Genomic DNA, 18,316 nt, shown 5'->3' with positions numbered 1-18,316 from the left:
GGCCGACTTCCTTGATCGCCTCAGCTGACGGCGACGGTGAATTGAAGATGATGATGTCCGACGAGTTCTATTGTGAAGAACTCATCTGTGTCGGGCTTGTCGTGGACATCCACGAACGTCTTCCTGTCGTTTTCGATCTCCTCAAACCGGAAGCGCACCGGTCTTTTGTCTCCCCCAGTCGAGAGGTAGATATCGTCAAACATGTCGGAGATCGCCTCTTGGAGGTCATCGTCCTGGAGGGAACTGATCTCGAAGGTCGCAGCTACGATCTTGTCTCCGACCGTAAAATCGGTGATCTTGCCGACCGTCATCGGCTGTTGGTGATCGCCCTCGCTGCGAAACTCGAACGTGTCGTCGCCATCACCGCCCGTCATCGAGACCCAATTTGATCCAGCGACGATATGATCGTCGCCCGAGCCGGTAATGACTTTCTCGAAGGCAGCAATCAGATCGTGTCCGACATCGACGCCGTCCGCGCTCCCTCTTCCAAGATCGATCGTAACGCTGATGGTTGCGGTCGAGTAGTCCAGCGTGTCCGCCCCCGTCCCTCCGTCATAGCAATCATTGGCTGCGTCCGCGCTAGCCACCACATAATCGTCACCATCATTAGCGGAAATCGTGTCGCATCCTGAGCCATCTGAAACAGTGTCGTTTCCGGCGCCGCCTTCGAGTGTGTCATTCCCCTCGCCACCGCTCATGCTCACACTATCTGTCGTCGACGCGCTGATCGAGTCGTCGCCGCTTCCTCCGATGAACTCCTCGAACCCGGCAATCGCATCTTGACCTGTCTCGTCGCCCACGGCGATTCCGTTTCCGAGATCAGCGGTAACGCTCTTCGTGGCCATGGAGTAATCGAGAGTGTCCCACCCGGTGCCACCATCGTAAGTGTCGTCTGCAGCGTCGGCTGCTGCTACAATATGGTCGTCCCCGGCGCTGCCGTAGGCCGCGTCGCTGCCTGTTCCGTCAGCCAGCACATCGTTGCCGTCCCCTCCCACCAGGAGATCGCTACCGGCCCCTCCGATTATTACGTCAGTCCCGGCGCCTCCGGCGAGATCATCATCGCCGTCGCCGCCATCAAGGGTGTCGTTGCCCGCATCACCTTGAACGATATCGTTGCCGGCGCCAGCCAGCAGGATATCCGCACCCGCACCACCCGAAATGAAATCGTCGCCGTCCTCACCCTCGATGCTGTCGTCCCCATCTTCGCCGTACAAATGGTCGTTGCCGGATCCACCGAAGACGATGTCGTTCCCTGCGCCTGCGAACACCACGTCGTTGCCGGCTCCTGCATGAACGACGTCGTTGCCTGCCCCCGCAATGATGTGGTCGTCACCCGTTCCTCCGATGACCACATCGTGGCCTCCGCGGGCGTCGATATTGTCATCGCCGGCCCGACCATCGATAGTTTCGCCGCACTGCGAGCCGAGGAGGTTGTCGTCTCCGGCGGTCCCGATAATCGGCGGCGGCTCGACGACGCTGAAGTAAGCTGACTGCAGAACGAATGCCTTGCCGTCGCTGATCGTGTAGATCAACCTGACGTCCCCGAGCATGCCGTCCTGACGCGCGAATATCCAGCCACTGCCGTCCTCGGTAGGTGTCAGTGTCCCGGAGGAGGACGAGAGGTTGGCTATGGTCAGTTTATCGCCATCCGGATCGGTGGCGCCGGCCAACAGAGCGGCCATGGAAATGAACAATACCTGGCAACCGACCAGGTCCTGCAGCTGCACCGGTCCGTTGGTTCGCGGCGCCCTGTTGCGAATTGGATCAATGGGCGGTGTGATGGGTGGATCAGGGTTGCGGGATGACGGTGGTTTGTCGCCACCACCGCCACCACCGCCTCCTCCGCCACCTCCACCGCCTCCCGCGGGCGCACTCGCGTTGGAATTTGGTGGAGGCGCAGCGCGATCGTCATTACCGGTCCTGCGCGCATCGCCGATCGGCCCGGTGGCGGCACTCAGCGGGATGGGCCGCGCTGGTTCAATAGCGACGGAACTAGTTGGGTCGCTGCGATCGTCGTAAGCAATCCGAATTGGGATCACGTTGTCAGACGACGACTTTGCATTGTCCTTCGATTCCGTAGCCGCCTCTTCCTCAGTGGCGGCGCTGATTTCCTCATCCGATCTGGGCTCGTCTTGGCTTCCGTCGTCGCGCTTGCCGGACTGTTGCTCTTCGCGGGCTTCCATCTTTACCGGCATGAAGCTTTTCAAGTACGCGGCGCATCCGGTCAGAAAGACCAGAAAAGCGAGAGGAAGGATTCTTCGCTTCTGCTGATCAGATTCGACGTAGTCCTCGCGCGTTGGCTGGCTTTGCGATTGCGAGGTGGGCTTGAATGCTTTGGCCGTGATCATGCAGGCCTCCTTGCATGCGTTTGGAGTTCGCCAGGCCCCGTTCGCGCTACGGGCTGCTGCGATCCGGCTGGCTGCTGCAGTCCGGCCGGCGTCATGATGTCCTGCTTCTTGCCAAACGCGACCATGCGGCCGTTTTGCACGATCGCAACGAGATCCACGGCGACGAGTGCGCTCGGACGGTGCGCGATCACAATCGCGATCCCCCCTCGCGCTCTGATACCTTCAATCGCCCGGGTGAGAGCTTCTTCTCCCTCGCCATCGAGGTTGGAATTGGGCTCGTCCATGACGACAACGAAAGGATTGCCGTACAGCGCACGCGCCAGCGCTATGCGCTGCCGCTGACCCGCCGAGAGGGCTGTACCCTGCGGGCCGAGCTGGGTTCGGTATCCGTCCGGCATTCTCAGGATCATGTCGTGAACACCGGCCGCCTTCGCTGCTTCGATAACCTTTTTGGAATCCGGATTGGGCTCGAAGCGGCAGATATTGTCTTCGATTGTCGCATCCATCAGGCTGACTTCCTGGGGGAGATAGCCGATGTGCTTTCCGATTTCGTCATCGCGCCATTGAACTAGATCAGCCCCGTCCATCCGGATGCTGCCGCGCAGCACCGGCCAGATGCCGGTAAGAGCACGCACCAAACTCGTCTTCCCACCGGCGCTGGGTCCTATGATTCCAAGCGCCTGGCCGGCCTCCAGATCGAAGGCGACATCGCTCAGGATGATCTGCCCGGAACCGGGCACCGCGACCGTAATCTTCTCCACGCTCAACCGCTGGTCCGGTGCAGGCAACTTCATCGGCGTTTCGGTGGCGGCAAGTGCAACAACCGTGTCCCGAAGCCGTTGGTAGGCCATCCGCGCCGCGACAAATGGCTTCCAGTTGCCGATCGCCAGATCCACCGGTGCAAGCGCGCGAGCGGAGGCCACCGAGCATGCGATAATAGCGCCGGCGGTGAGTTCGCCCTTAATTGTAAGATACGCACCGAGACCCAGCACCGCCGACTGCAGCAGCATGCGAAGCACGCGCGACACCGCGGCGAATGTCCCTGTGATGTCGTTTGCCCTGGTCTGCAGCTCCAGATGTTCGCGATTGGCATCGTTAAAGCGTTCCACGGCACGCCCCGCAAAGCCCATCGCCCTGAGAACCTCCGCGCTGCGCGCGTTGCTGTCGGCAATGGTATTGCGCGCCATCGCCGCTTTCCGCGTGGAAACGCTGAGGCGTTTCGTCAATATCTCGCTAACGACAGTCAGCACTGTCAGCACGAACGCGCCCGCGAACGTCAACGCACCCAGAGCCGGATGCAGAAAGTAGATAAACGCCAGATAGATCGGCATCCATGGCAGGTCGAAAAGCGCGGCCGGCCCCTGACTGCCGAGAAAACCGCGGACCGTATCGACGTCCCGTCCACGTTCAAGGGCTTCAGACGTCGAGAAACCGAAACGCGGCATGTCGATCGCCACCCGATGCGCCAACGGCGCCACCTTTCGGTCGAGCCGCGCGCCGACCCGCACCAGCACCTGGGAACGAATGACATCGAAGCCGCCCTGGAAGAGATACAGGGCGATGACCAGACTTGAAAGGACGAGAAGGGTGGGAATGCTGCCACTGGTCAGCGCCCGGTCGTAGATCTGCATCATGTACAGGGAGCCGGTCAGCGCCAGTACGTTGATCGCCCCCGAGATGAGAAACAGGAAGAACACTATGCCACGGAAGCCGCGCGTCAGCTCGGCAAGGTTGCGGCGCTTTGCGGGAGATAGCTCTTTTGAATTGGCCATGTGATGCGCCCTGGCAGGAAATCGGAGAGAGGAGCAATTGCACGGGAGGCAGACGCATCTGCCTCCCGCGATATTCCGGGCGTTCAGAGACCGAGATTCGCGTTGGTCAGATTGTGATGACCTGCAATCTCGACCGTGAACTCGGCAGCGGCGTCGCCGTCAATGTTGCCCTGGACAACGGTGAAGTCGCCGTCGGCACGCGTTTCAAGCGTAACTGCGAGTTGCCCCGCCGTAGTGAAGGCACCGGAGACCAGTGAGAAGCTTTGGTCGCCGGCGGAACCCAAGTTGGCATCGATCGCCGTCAGATCGACGCGGTCACCAGCCTCGAAAGTGAGAATAGTGTCGCCGTCGGCCGCCGAAGCCGATGTGAACTTGTAGGTGTCGTCGCCGGCACCGCCATTCATCACATTCACCCTGCTGCTTGCGGTGATGGTGTCGTTACCGGAGCCGGTATTCACGTTCTCGATTCCCCAGATCGTGTCGTTGCCAGTCTGGGAACTCGACGCGGTGCCGTTCAACAATGGGCCTGATCCAAGGTTGACGGTGACATTGGCACTCGCCGCCGACATGTCGAGCGTGTCAACGCCGAAACCGCCGTCGCTGTCATCGCCGAAGTAGACATCGCTGCCATCGCCGACCTCGGCCACGATCAGATCGTCGCCGGCGCCGCCGAATACCGTGTCGTCTCCCGCCCCGGCATTGATGAGATCGTTGCCTGCATCGCCGAAGATGCGATCGGCTCCGGCATCGCCGTAGATGATGTCAGCGTGACCGCCGCCGAGCACCTGGTCGTCGCCGGCTCCGGCGAAGATCACGTCGCGTCCATCGCCGCCGCTGACGAAATCGGCGCCCTCACCGGCCGAGATCGCATCGGCACCGTCCTCGCCCGTGACAACGTCGTCTCCCGCAAAGGCGATGATATTGTCAGGTCCCAACGTTCCGGCAAGCACGTCCGCCTGGGGCGTGCCCGTCCGGACCGCGCCTACCGCGGATGCGGGCGGCATAGGTCCACCGGTCGTGGCATCGTCGTCGTCGTCACCGCCGCAGTCGTCGTTATCGTCGTCGTGGCCGGTGTCATCGTCGTCTTCATCCTCCTCGTCATCGTCGCCTACCTGCGGCATGCCGTCATGAGCCGTGAAGGTGACGGAGTGTGTGCCGTTGGTCATGGTGCTCACACCATTCGCATCGGTCGTTGTCGTGTAGTCCGCAGCGGTCGCGCCATCAGGCAGTTCGATCACATCCTGGGGACGCAAGGTCCCGATGATGGTGTCGTTGCCGCCGTTCGACCTGAAGACGATGCGGTGCGCCGACCCGAGCGACGAGATATCGACCGTGTCGTTGCCGGCGTCACCATCGATCGTGATGGTGTTGGGACGCAGGCTGGTGCCGGAGAAGTCGCCGATGATCTCGAAGGTATCGCCAGCTCCCGCTCCGCCAGTAGCACCCGAAGGGTCGATGCCGTTGATGCGGATTTCTTCGATCTCGCTCAGCTCGGCGATGATCGAGGCTACGGTGGTACCGTTCCGCGTCACGACAATTTCCGTCGCCGCATTCAGCGCTGCTCCGGCGTTTGCAGCCAGGAACTCCGCGCGGGTGTAGATGCGGAAGGCTTCGCCGGATGCGTTGCCGTTGATGACAAAGGTGTCGCCGGCACCGCCTTCCGTGCCGCCATTGACCACATCACGACCGTCGGTCGGTGCCGAGGTATTGGCATTCCAGATGATCGTGTCGTCGCCGGCGTCACCGTTGATCGTGTCCACACCTGCGTTGAGGCCCGCGGCCGTCACGCTGATATTGACGTTGTCGATGTAGAGGTTCTCGCCTCCCTCGAAGTTGCCGACCGCCGTGAAGCGGATCTGCGAGTGGGCCGCCGTCAGGTTGGCGGTGAAGTTCAGGTTGGCGCCGTTGCTGTCACCGCCCAAGGTACCCAGGTTGACCCAGGCGGTGCCGTTGAAGGCTTCGACGGTAACCGTCTCGCCCGCATCGAGATCGTCGGGCTCGTAGGTGAAGGTCAGCTGCGCCGCAGTTGCGCCGGCCAGACTGAACGACCGCTGGATGGACTCGCCACCGTCGGTGCCTTCCTCGAAGCGGAGGCGGCCGCCGGTGATGTCGATGTCGCCGGCGGTCGGACTGCTCGTGCCGTCATTGGTTTCGGTCCATCCACTGGTGAACGCGACCGAGCCGTTGTTGTTGGTGTAGGACGCCGACCCGAATTCATCGCGGTAGTTGCCGGTGTTCGCACCTATCCCACCCGACAGGGTGTCGTTGCCGTCACCGCCGTTCAGGGTATCGGTACCCTCACCGCCGTTGACAACGTCGTTGCCGCCGGCAGCGTTGACCGTATCGTTGCCGCCGTTGGCATTGATGAGTTCAGCCGCCGCCGTCCCGGCCGTCGTCTGGCCGGTTTCGGCGCCATTGATGACGATCGCCGGACCAGTCGCCAGCGTGAAATCGCTAGCGTCGATCTGGCCGTTGGTGGCGCTGTTGATACGGATCGTGCCGATCGTGTTCAGAGCCGCGTCTCGGATGGTGAGAAGCGTGTTGGCCGCACCGCCGATAGTCGCCTCGACGACACGGGTGTCAAAGTTGGCGGCTGTGATCCCAAGAGCGCTGAGATCGATCTTGTCCTGGTTGGCAGCCGTCCCGCCGTCGAAATCGAAGCTGTCGATCGTGTCGTTTCCGAAGTTGGTAGAGTTGTAGACGATGGTGTTGAAGCCCCCACCCACATTGATGAGGTCATCGCCTTCACCGCCGATGACGGTATCGTTGCCGTCACCACCGCTCAGCGTGTCGACACCGCTGCCACCGTCGAGCAGGTCGTTGCCGCCGTTCCCCGTCAGGGTGTCGGTACCGGCGCCACCGAACAGCTGGTTGATGTCGTTGTTTCCGATGATCGTGTTGCCGAGCGCGTTGCCCGTGCCGTTGATGGCGTCGCCGCCAGTCAGCGTCAGGTTTTCGACATTGGTACCCAGCGTGTATGTGATCGACGCGTTGACTTGATCGGTTCCCGTCGAACCCGCTGCGGTCTCATTGACCACGTCGCCGGCATCGTCTACGACATAGGTGTCGTTGTCGGCACCGCCCTGCATGTTGTCGGCTCCTGCGCCGCCATTGAGGGTATCGTTGCCGATCCCGCCGTTGAGCGCGTCGACGTCGTCACCCCCGTTGAGGATATCGTTGCCGTCACCGCCGACCAGCGTGTCGTTACCGAGCCCACCGTTGAGCGTGTCGTTGCCAGCAAGCCCGCTCAGTGTGTCGTTCAGATCTCCACCGGAGATCGTGTTGTTGAGGGCATTGCCGGTTCCGACGAAGGGATCGGCGTCGATGCCGGTGTACTCGAGGTTCTCCACATTGGCCATGAACTCGATCGAGAGCGCGGCCATCTCCGTTTCGACCGTATCGGTGCCGGCAGTCGCGGCCTCGACAACCACGTCGGCTACATCGTCGACGATATAGGTGTCGTTGCCGGCAAGCCCGACCATCGTGTCGGCGTCGAGGCCGCCATCGAGTATGTCATTGTCACCGGCGCCCGATCCGCCAACCAGCAGATCGTCGCCGGCGCCGCCGCTGAGCTCGTTGTCGCCCGTTCCGCCGAAGATCAGGTCGTTGCCGCTTCCACCGGTGATCTCGTCGTTCACTCCCGCCTCACCGACAATAAAGTTGTTTGCCGTCGAGGCTGAAAGATTCACGCCGCCGCTGTCGCGGTTGTTCGGATCGAGCCGGCTGACGAGGTAGTCGTCGACGCCGAGGGCATAGCCTCCGAAGGTGCCGTTGTCGAAGTTAATGCGCTCGACGCCGGTCTGAGCGTTGGTACCGGTGAAGTGACCGGCGACCGTAAGGGTCTGTCCGTTGAAGTTGACAACAAGGCTGCCATTGTTGGTGCCAGTATTGTTGTCGGTCGCGTCCAGCCCCGTCAGAGCCGTGCCGGCCGCCTGGATAACGATGCGATCGGCGGCGCCGCCGCTCGTCGCATTGACCGGCTCGTTGATCGTATCGTTACCATCGCCCAGTCCGACCATATAGGTGTCGTCGCCGAGGCCGCCATTCATCGTGTCGTTGCCGGCGCCCCCGACCAGGATGTCGTTACCGCCAAGCCCGTTCAGCGTGTCGTTGCCGCCAAGGCCGAGGATGAGATCATTGCCTGCGGTGCCGTTGAGGGTCTCGCCCGCGGCAGTTCCCACGATCAAGCCCACCGTGGCGTCGAGGAACTGGAGCCGCTCGATGTTCCGGAGCTTGTCCGAACCGTCGAGGGAGTCCTCGATCGTATGTGTGACCGTCACCATGCCGTTGGCGTCGCTGCCGAAGGTATATTCAGCGATATTGCCCTGGTACCTGGCAGTGTCGATGTCGCCGGCCGTCGTATCTGTACGGATAGTCCGGACGATGCCCAACTGGCCGGGGTTGATCGTACCATTGAACATGGCGGTCGCGAGACTCGTCATGCTGTCATGCAAAGCGATCGGCGTGCCGGTATGGGTGGTGTCGCCAACTGCAAAAACCCCGATCTGCACGTCCAGCCACTTGTCGCCGTCGATGATGTCATCGCCGCCCCGGCCCATGATCGTGTCGCTGCCGTCGCCGCCGAGGATGATTTCGCCGGCGCTGTAGGCGGTGACACCCGCCCCGAGCACAGCCTGGAGGCCCGCAATGCGGGCGATACCCGCCGCGTCAAGCGCGCTGCCCCGGTAGCCCTCGGTGCCGCCCTGTGCGAACGGCAGGCGCTCTTCCGCGATCACGTCAGAACCGGTCAAGGTGTCGTTGTGGCTCGAGCCCGACAGGCCCTCGACCGATTCGTATGCGTCTTGCGTGCCGAACTGCGGGGGCTGCGGGTTTTCGTCGAACACAATCCCGCGGGTGAAGTCGGCGTCGACCGACAAGGCACTGTCCTTGTAGGTCGCCCAGTCGAAGCCGGACATGCCCACCATCTTGCCGCGGCCGAGGCTGCCGACCATGATGTCGTCGCCGCCTTCGGCGATGAACTCGTCGAAGCCGCCGTCACCCAGGAAGACGTCATGGCCGCTGACGCCGTCTTGGGCGTAGATTTCGTCGAAGTTGTCGCCCGGGGCGCCGTCGAAGGTGCCGGTTTCGATCCAGTCATTGCCCTCGTTGCCCAGGATGCGTTCGGCGTTCTTGTGGCCGTAGATGAAGTCGTTGCCTTCGCCGGCGAAAACTTCCGAACCCATGTCAGTGCCGAGGAAAATGAAGTCCTGGCCCGGGCCGCCCATGACCAGGTCGAGACCCGGACCAGCATGGACGACGTCGTTGCCTTCGCCGGCCTTGACGTTGTCGTCGCCGCCGCTGTCCTTGATGATGTCATCTCCGGCGCCGCCGTTGATGATGTCGTTGCCGAAGCCGCCTTCGAGCCGGTCGTTGCCGCCGTCGCCGAACAACGTGTCGTCGCCGATGCTGGCAATGAGGGTATCGGCCTGCTCGGTACCCCCCAGCAGGACGTGGTCATCGCCGGTGTAGCGCAGGTAGTTCGCCTCCGCGCCCGGCGTCGCCGGGTTGTCGCGAAGGACAAGCGGCGTGAGCAGGCTCGTGCCGACTGGATCGGCGCTTTCGAGGGTTCCGTCGCCGTCGAGGTCGTTGCGCTGGAGGCTCTGGTTGACCTCGAGGATCAGCCCTGGAGTCGAGAACACGTCCGACGGCAGATGCGTAGCATCGGTGTTGCGCATGATCATCGCGGCGAAGGAGTTGTTCTCCATCTCGCCGAACAGGTGCAGGCCGTCGAGGCGCTGCAGGTAGTAGAAGCGGTCGCCGTTCTGCAGCTTCTCCATCTGTACTTCGAAGACGAAGTTGAACGTCGAGCCCAGCATGCCGCCGAACGGCATGATCTCTTCCGCAAGGCCGCCGATCCAGAGGTCGACGTTCTCGAGGCCCCCAAGGGAACCGCCGGAGTAGGCGTTGAGCGCGTTCAGGAAGTCCAGTCGATCCGCCGGCACTTCCATGCCGCCTACCGAGACCCCGGTGATAATGGTCAACGCGGCGTCGCGCTTCTCCTGAAGCGTGGTCGCGCCCGTGATCAGCTCGTGCGTACCGTAAGCGGCGATGAAGTTGATGATCGACGCTTCGTGCTTGAGGTGACCGGCAAAATCGGTCCAGCTGTCATAAGGCTTGAGCAGGACGTCCTGATTGGTTGCCTCATAGAAATCACGACGGGCGGCGTTAAGCGAGGGCACGCCGGTGTCGCGGCCGCGCGCCAGGTTGATGGTCGCGAGGTCGAGGGGCAGGCCCAGCAGATTGTTGCGCAGCGCGGTCGTCACGAACTCGTCGATTTCGTTGCCGACCTGACGGGTCATCCCGCGGATGATGGCGCCTGCGGCGACATCGTCGGTGATGGTGTGATTGGAGTCGAACTGTACCGGATTGAGGAAGCCCTCGATCAGGCCGATATGGTCTGCGGTGAACGCCGAATTGAAGCGGTCGATCGACTCGGTCAGCATGGAGTGGCCGAAGCGATAGACCACATGGGCGAACTCGGCCATGATCGACGGATTGATCGTCGTATCGAACCCGTCCGGAACCACGAACACATTGATGTTCGGCTGGACCTTGCGGGCAAACTCCTCGAACACGAGGTGCTGATATTGCATCTCGGTGCCGAACTTGGCGGCCTGGAACAGGCGCTCGCCGTCCCATTCGAGCGCGCTGACGCCGTCGGCGGCATTCGCGCCGGGCACCAGCCACTCCTGGATGAACGCGTTGTCACCGGTCGCGAGGATGACCGCCTTGGTGTGCTCGACCAGCCGGTTATGCTCTGCATGGAACACATGGTGGACCGCGGTCAGGCCGATGTTTTCGTTCACGCGACCGTCGCCGGCGATGAAGTGGGCGTCGAGCAACTCGTTGTCGTACTCGGTGTCGCCGTTGCCCGGGTTTGCCAGGCCGATCGTGATGTCGCCATCGGCGATCTTGCCGACCGGCACGGCCTCGTGGGCGATGTCCGCCAGGAAAGCGTGACCGGTGCGAAGCGCAAGAACGGTCGTCGGATTGACCGGGGCAGCGACGGTGCCCGACACGACGACGTCATCGGCGGTGTTAGGGATGCCGTCCAGGCCGATGCCGGTGATGATCTGTGGGAAGCCGTCCGTGTTGGGAATGAAGTTGCCGTAAGCGTCGGTCCTGAGCAGGGGAACGCTTCCGACGTCGAAGTCGGTCAGCTCGATTCCAAGGATCGCCTTAGCCTGCGCCTTGACTTCGCCCCAGGTCGCCATGCCGCCGTTCGCGCCTTCGATGAGCTTGCCCGTGGCGACCGGCTCGCCATCTGCATTGAGCACGTACTGGCGCAGGAACACCTGGTGCGAGGCATGCGACGCGTAGGTCTGGTTTTGGTCGACAAAGGAAGTCGTGGTGTTCACCGGCCTGATATCGTCAGCCGTACCCATGATGCCGTCGGTCCCTGCCGAGACGGTTGCCCGGGTCAGAACCATGAAGTTGGTGGGGCTGCCCACGACATACAGCGGATCGTCCGGCTGCAGCGGGATGAACACGGTGCCGCTGCCGCCCTTGTTGACGAGGTCGAGGCCGTGATCGAAGAACTGGCCGAACAGCGTGAACCAGGAATTGAACGGGGCCGAGAGGCCCTCATCGGGCGCAGCGTTGGGCAGATGAACGTTGTCGCCTTGCATGGCGATGCCGAAGGGCTCGAGCGCGACATCGCGCACCTCGCGCGCCGCCACCAAATCCGCCACCGTCACGGCGTGGGCCGCAGTCGCGGCGTCCCATGCGTCGATGGCCGCCTGCTCTTCGGGGGTCGGAGGCGTCACGGGGTCGCCGTCGCCGAGTTCCTCGGCGGCCGCCTTGGCGTTCTGCATGACCACGCGCGCCTGGTATTCCGCGTCCCAAGCGGGCTTGAAGGCTTGGTAGATCGCCGTCACTGCCGGAAGATCGAGCATCGGATTGGCGGAACCAGCACGCTCCAACGCAGTCAGGATCGCGGCGGGATTGCCCAGCGTCTGGTCGACGAGCAGGTTGGAGATGGTACGCAGGCTCGAGTCGAAGACGAGCGAGTTGGGGTTGTTCGAGGGGTTGTAGTTGAGCGCTGTCGGAATTGCCGGAGCCGGCCCGGGACCGTCGGGATCGAACGACGTGCCATCTGCCGGCCTGAAGAACGGATCCAGCAGGGTCGGGAACTGGCTGTCGGCCGCTCCCCACCTTTCCTGCCCGAGAAGCAGGTGGTTGTAGGTGCCATCGACGGTACGCAGGCCCAGAGAGAGGTTGTAGGCCGGCACAAGGCCGTTCGTGCCGAACAGCGGCTGACCGGCTGCATGCGCCTCTGCAATCTTGATCTGGTCCAGGATGAAATCCAGATCGCTTCTGATGTAGGTAACCATGACAACCTCACCCGTTGTTGGACCAGACCGCAACGGCGGCCGGGTTGTTGAAACCGACATTGATCATTTGAATGGAGCGGATGCGCGGGTCCGGGACGACAATGCCGCCGCCCGAAATGCCGTGGCTGCCCTGACGATAGGCCACACTCGATATCGTCACGTGGTCAAAACAACCCATCCAGCCCAGTCGCCTCTTGACTACTGACACCCATGCTTTGACGCACTCAGCATCCAAGCCCGCTCTACGGTGTCATCTGAGATTTTTCGGAAGGCGCCGGTAAGGGGACAAGGTCCCGAGAAACGCGAGTATCAAGGTCCTACGCCTGGCGAGGAGGAAGGTCCCGGCAGTAGTTAGGACCAAGGTCCCGAGCAACCGTGCGGTGATGTGGCTTGGTTGATTGACGGCCCCCGCACGTTAGCGTTAACGGGGCTCAAAGTGGCACGGACGCTATTCACGTCCTTTGATGTGCGATACGTTGGAGTGCTTGAGACGGTCCTTCGAGGAACTTCTTGGACTGCTCGGGGATTCTCAAACGCTGCTCCTCGCGTCGCGCAAGGACACGTAACAATGGTTTGGCCGTCCGGCACGATCGGCTCAAGGACCACCTTCGGCCTTGTTCATCAGTTTGTTCTGGCTGCTGCCGCAACGATAGCCGTCTCAATGGGATTGCTTGCGTTCGCAATCTCGCAACGTATCGAGACCAGCATGATGCAAACAGCCGCCGAAGAAGGCGCTCTTTTCACTGAGCTCTTTCTCGGCCCGTCGGCGCAAGACTTGGCCACTTCCCGGAACCTGCCGCCAGAGAATGCAAAACGGCTGGATGACCTGCTTGCCGGAATGCTTGGCGAACGGTTGGTGTTGGTCAAGCTCTGGTTGCCCGACGCCACGCTGGTGTACTCGACCAACAAGGAAGGTCTCGGCGGTCGCTTCCCTTCACGTCATATCACTGCAGCGGTCGCAGGCCAGGCGACCGCCGAGTTCGATTATCTGCACGAGGCCGAAAATGCTAACCAGAAACACCTGCAGGTTCCGCTCGTAGAAATCTACGCGCCTTTGTTTCGTTCAGGAACCCGGGAAGTCATCGCTGTCGGCGAGATCTACAGTGATGGCCGGAGACTTGCTGACGAGCTGGCTTCGATCAGGTTTACATCCATCGGGATCGTTGGTGCGGCAACCGCGCCGATGATGCTGATATTATTCTTTATGGTCCGTCGCGCTTCAGACCTGGTCAACGAATCTCAGTCAAGCCTCATGCAGAATGTGGTCGAGGCCACGAACCTCGCCGCGCAGAATGACAAATTACGTCGCCTGGCAGATAGTGCCCGGCTGGAGGCCGCGAGTTCCAACGAAAACCTCCTTGCCAGGATTGGACAGGATCTGCACGACGGCCCGATCCAGCTTGTCAGCCTCTTGATGCTTAAGCTGACGGATCCTACAGCCAGCCGGTCGGATCCATCTGGATCCAGTCGTGTTCATGATTCAACCATTGAACCTCTGACAAAACGGATACTGGCCGAGCTCCGCAATATCTCGACCGGTCTCGTATTGCCTGAACTGGAGGGATTGACGCCCAATCAAATCTTGCTGCTGGCCGTCAGGAATCATGAGGAGGCGACGGGGACAACGGTTTGCTCTCAAATTGGCGCCCTGCCCGAGGACCTCTCGCTGCCGGTGACAATATGCCTGTACCGGATCGTGCAAGAAGGGCTGAACAATGCGTTCCACCATGCGAAGGCAAAAGGACAGCGCGTGGACGTTTGCGCCGAGCCTCAATCGATCTTCATCACGGTAAGCGATAGCGGCCCGGGGACTGTCGACAAGGATCACGAGCACGCGCGCAGCAGGAGAGGCCTCGGCATCGCGGGTCTACGAAATCGCGTGGAGGCGCTTAAAGGCACCTTTGAATTTGTTTCGCAGCGCGGCATCGGAACGCAAATCCGAGCCACGCTTCCGATCGCCCACGCACCTGGATAGACCCTCGATCGAGGTTATCGATCTTAAGTTGCATATTTTTCCTCGAAGCGAGACGGCTTCTGATTTCCGACGAGCTTTGTGCAAAGGTTAAAAACTACGGAATTCTACGGTGCTACTAAATCAACATTTACAATGATCGATTGATGGAGCATATTTTCTTCCCGCTGATTTAATGGTGGGATTTTTGTAGCGTTTTATTGCGTTGGGGGGCCTCATATGGTTTCCGTTGGTTTGGTAGATGACCATCCTTTGATGATTGAAGGTATCGTCACGCTGCTGTCTCGCACTCAGGGACTGAAAGTATTATCGACTGGCTCATCGGCGAGAGACATTATTGAAATTTCGTCGCGCCACCGTCCGGACGTCATCATTGTTGATCTGAGCATGGCCGGCGACGTCTATGCCGCAATTGCATCTTCAATCAAGATTTCGCCGAACACAAAGATCGTCGCGTTTACTGCCGCGACCGGAGTCGATTCCGCGATCCGCGCGCTCGATGCCGGCGCAAATGGATACGTCCTGAAGGGGAGCAGTGCGCAAGAACTCATACAAGCGGTTGAAGCGGTGCGACATGGCGAAACGTACATTACGCAAAGTTTTGCGAGTCAGGTCATCGCAGCTCTGAGAAATGCGTCGGTACGACGGGTCGCAGCTGAAGCTGTCAGGTTCAGCATCCGCGAAGAACAGATCGTTCGACTGTTGTTGCGGGGGTATACCAACAAGGATATCGCCGCTTCTCTCAGGATAAGTGAGAAGACCGTCAAGAACTACATGACGATCCTGATGCAGAAACTAAACGCGCGCAATCGTCTCGAGGTCGTTATCGCGGCGCAGGCGCTGGCTGAACACGAGACGAACGGTTCCGACAACCCTGAGCAATGGCACCCGCGTCAGCTATCTTGAGTTCTAGCCGGATATCGAGCGACGCTGTTAGAGCTTGACCGGCTCAGACACAACCTGAGCGGCAGCCACTCTCGTACGAATGGGTCGAGCACGTGGACTGCGAGCTGGGTGTATTAACAGCGATCCAAGGGATCAACAGACTACCCACCGCCGCGCTTGATCTGTTTCGTATTGCAAAATGGCTGTCCGCATCGAGCAAGCCGTTCCGCTGGCGCGGACTGGAGGTTTCGACCTAAGCCCTGTTGAATTGCAAATCGCCACGGGCGGTATTCGAACTTCCTCTTTACTGATGTGGCCGCCGAATCGTGGCGCCTTCCTTTCCTGCGATACTGGCCTCGGGGCTAACGGGCCCCTTCTCGGCTGACATGACGATCGACTGCACCCAGCGGCTTGCAATGATCACGATGGCGCAGACCGCATAAGAGCACACCCCCAACGCATAGGTCTTGGCGATGCCGAACTGGATCGACAACGCCACACCCAGCACCGACGCGAACATCGACGTAATTCCGTTGGTGCTCCAGAAGAACGGCAGCAGTTCATGATGACGGCGCCAGACACCGAGGCCGAGCGGAAACATCATCCCCATGCAGAATGCAGGAGGGGCCAGCAGCAGGACAGACACCAGAATACGCATGTCGGTTGACAGCGACCGCGCCCAGGTGGTGACCAGCGGCGTCAGCAGCCCTGCCACCACGAGCGTGGTGAGGAGCGCGGCAATCCTGAAGACGGTGACGCGTGATCGGGAGGAGGTATCAGCACCGACCGTGGCGCTGCCAATCCCGCTAAAGAGAAGAATTGTAAATAGCACGACACTCAGCCCGTAGACGGGATGTCCGAGAAAGACCATCAGGCGCTGCATCTGCGATATCTCGATCAGCATGAAGCCCATCCCGATCGCGCTGAAATAGGCCACGGGCGGCGTCAGCGTCGCCATTGGCATCCGCCTCGCAAGACGGAGGAAGGGCAGCACGATGTAATATCCGCAAGCGCAGAGCGCTACGATGATGAGCAAGCCGGTGATGCCGATCGCGACATTGTTGCTCATGACGTCCCAACTATGGATGCTCACGAAATCGCTGAAGCGCGACGTATAGAAGAAGAACGGGTTGTCGTCCGTCGAAGCAGCGATGTTTTCCGGCAGCGAATCGAAGAAAGCCTGGTCTGCCTTGTCGGACAGCAATGTCGAGGTGACGGCATCGAAGGTGACGTCCGGCCCCAACAATATCTTGAAGCCCTGCGCCTGAAGCCTCTCGCGCGCGCCTTGCCATTCTGCGCCGCTGAACGCGTCAGGCCGGGTAATCACCGTCACGATGTTGCCGACGTTGACCGCGACGACGTGATGCCGCAGTTCTCCGGCCGAAACTCCCTTGCGCTGCAGCGCGCTCGCGGCAATCGCGATCAGCCGGTATAGCTCGCCACGGTGCTTCTCGGCACCGTACCAGCGTGATACCGACAACAGCCCGCCAGGCTTGAGCGCCCGGTAAAAATCATCCCACGCCTCAACGGTATAGAGACGATTTTCGGTGAGCGTCAGGCCACCGGCCACCGTCGCCGCCCAGGTGTCGATGAGCGAAATCTGCACCAGGTCGTACCGCTCGGACGAGTGGTTGATGTAGCTTCGAGCTTCGGCATTGACCAAGGATACGCCGGGCTGGCGATCGAGATGGCCAGAGAAATCAGCGAATTTTTCGGTGAGCACTTCGAAGATCGCCGGATTGATCTCGATTGCGCGAATCCGGCTGGCGCCGAAGAGCAGACCGGAAAGGATGTCACGACCGCCGCCGACGCCAACGACAGCGACGTCGGTCGCCGGCTGCACGAGGTAGGCTGCATTGATGACATCATCCTTCAGGTAGGCGAGCTTTCCGATGTCGCCATCGTACCTGGTGATGACCGTGCCTGCATCGGCATCGATGTCGAGGTGGTGTTGGTCGACCCGGGCATCAGGAGTGCGGACCAGACCCCAGCCAATCGGGACCTTCTCGGCCAGTTCGCGCACCCTTACCCGCGAATAGGTATTCCAGCGTTCGAACAGCGTGCCGGTCTGCTCGGCGCCCTTGGCCCAGAACACACCGAGATGGCTTCGACCGGTCAGGTCAAGGCCGGAGTGCACGGTGGCCGCGACGGCCAGCGTTAGCGCGACAGCCCCGCTCAAACGCACACTACGGACGTCATCGCTGGTTCGCACGACCATCCAGCCAACGCCGGCAGCAGAGGCTCCGATCCATAGCGTGGCGCTTACGGGGTCAATCACCAGCAGTATCAGGATCACCCCCAGGCATCCAACTGCGGCGCCCAGGAGATCGGCCGCATAGAGCCACCCGCCGCGATAGGGCAAGCGCGTGAGCAACAGCGTGATGCAAACTCCGCCTTCCGTGAACGGAGCCACGAAGGCGATGGTCGCCAGCGCCAGAGCGAGGGGCACATTTTCTGCAGATACGACGAGCGGCACGCACAGGAAAACGATCATTGCGCCAACGCTGCTGAGTGCGAACCATGACGCGTGGCGCGCGAATTCGATTCCGACCCGCTCAGCGGCATAACGGGCGGGCTTGCCGTAGACCTGCATCGCTCCGCGGGTGAGCCCCAGCATGGCAAGTGAAATGGCCGCGAATGCGAAATGATAGTGGAGCATAACGCTGAAGAAGCGCGTTATCAGGATCTGGTAGGAAAGCGTCGCGAACGCCAGCACAAAGATTGCCAGATAATAGCGACCGGGAATCTTGGATATGGATTGCAATACGCTGCCCTCTTGGTGGGGCCCTGATGGGCTCTATTGGGTGCGCTTTTGACCAACTCGCGCTACACGCGATCGCCGGATAACTTCCTAACAGCTCGTTGATACGCCCGCGCAGACTAAGTTCATATTCAGGCTCCGATTGTAGCAGGCGCCTACCCGAGCCTGCAGGAGTGAGTTCCGCCGTCAGACGCAACACCATCCGTCACATGAGCATTATATCGTCAGAGAAGCTCGAGCGCATC

Annotated in this window: 7 protein-coding genes; 2 read left to right on the top strand and 5 right to left on the bottom strand. The window is 61.0% G+C overall.

The features are described from left to right. Positions 1-20 precede the first annotated feature (20 nt). The 4 genes from KIP88_RS35590 to KIP88_RS35575 form a co-directional block, all read right to left on the bottom strand. On the bottom strand, positions 21-2,348 hold the full coding sequence (locus tag KIP88_RS35590; RefSeq protein ID WP_214492851.1) for a calcium-binding protein: 2,328 nt from the start codon (positions 2,346-2,348) through the stop codon (positions 21-23). Further along, positions 2,345-4,120, bottom strand: a complete 1,776-nt coding sequence (locus KIP88_RS35585; RefSeq protein ID WP_214492850.1) for a type I secretion system permease/ATPase — start codon at positions 4,118-4,120, stop codon at positions 2,345-2,347. The genes KIP88_RS35590 and KIP88_RS35585 overlap by 4 nt, the downstream gene beginning before the upstream one ends. A gap of 83 nt (positions 4,121-4,203) precedes the next feature. After that, on the bottom strand, positions 4,204-12,453 hold the full coding sequence (locus KIP88_RS35580) for a peroxidase family protein (RefSeq protein ID WP_214492849.1): 8,250 nt from the start codon (positions 12,451-12,453) through the stop codon (positions 4,204-4,206). A gap of 7 nt (positions 12,454-12,460) precedes the next feature. Continuing rightward, complete coding sequence (locus KIP88_RS35575; RefSeq protein WP_214492848.1) at positions 12,461-12,598, bottom strand: hypothetical protein; 138 nt, start codon at positions 12,596-12,598, stop codon at positions 12,461-12,463. 423 nt (positions 12,599-13,021) lie between these two features. Between KIP88_RS35575 and KIP88_RS35570 the strand changes: the two genes are divergently transcribed. Both KIP88_RS35570 and KIP88_RS35565 read left to right on the top strand, forming a co-directional pair. Then, the gene (locus tag KIP88_RS35570; protein ID WP_214492847.1) at positions 13,022-14,428 is read left to right on the top strand and encodes a sensor histidine kinase; all 1,407 of its coding nucleotides are present in this window, start codon (positions 13,022-13,024) and stop codon (positions 14,426-14,428) included. Positions 14,429-14,644: 216 nt separating this feature from the next. Next, positions 14,645-15,331, top strand: a complete 687-nt coding sequence (locus tag KIP88_RS35565) for a response regulator transcription factor (protein WP_214492846.1) — start codon at positions 14,645-14,647, stop codon at positions 15,329-15,331. A 283-nt stretch (positions 15,332-15,614) separates the two neighbouring features. On the opposite strand, the gene KIP88_RS35560 is transcribed toward KIP88_RS35565, so the two are convergent. After that, positions 15,615-18,074 carry a hypothetical protein gene (locus KIP88_RS35560; RefSeq protein WP_249791265.1) on the bottom strand — a complete coding sequence of 820 codons (2,460 nt, stop codon included), beginning with the start codon at positions 18,072-18,074 and terminating at the stop codon, positions 15,615-15,617. Between the last annotated feature and the right edge of the window lie 242 nt (positions 18,075-18,316).

This window comes from Bradyrhizobium sp. SRL28 (assembly GCF_018596315.1).
In the GTDB taxonomy this organism is placed as follows: Bacteria; Pseudomonadota; Alphaproteobacteria; order Rhizobiales; family Xanthobacteraceae; genus Bradyrhizobium.
The sequence above is the reverse complement of the archived record's forward strand: the minus strand, read 5'-3'. Positions and strand labels throughout refer to the sequence as shown.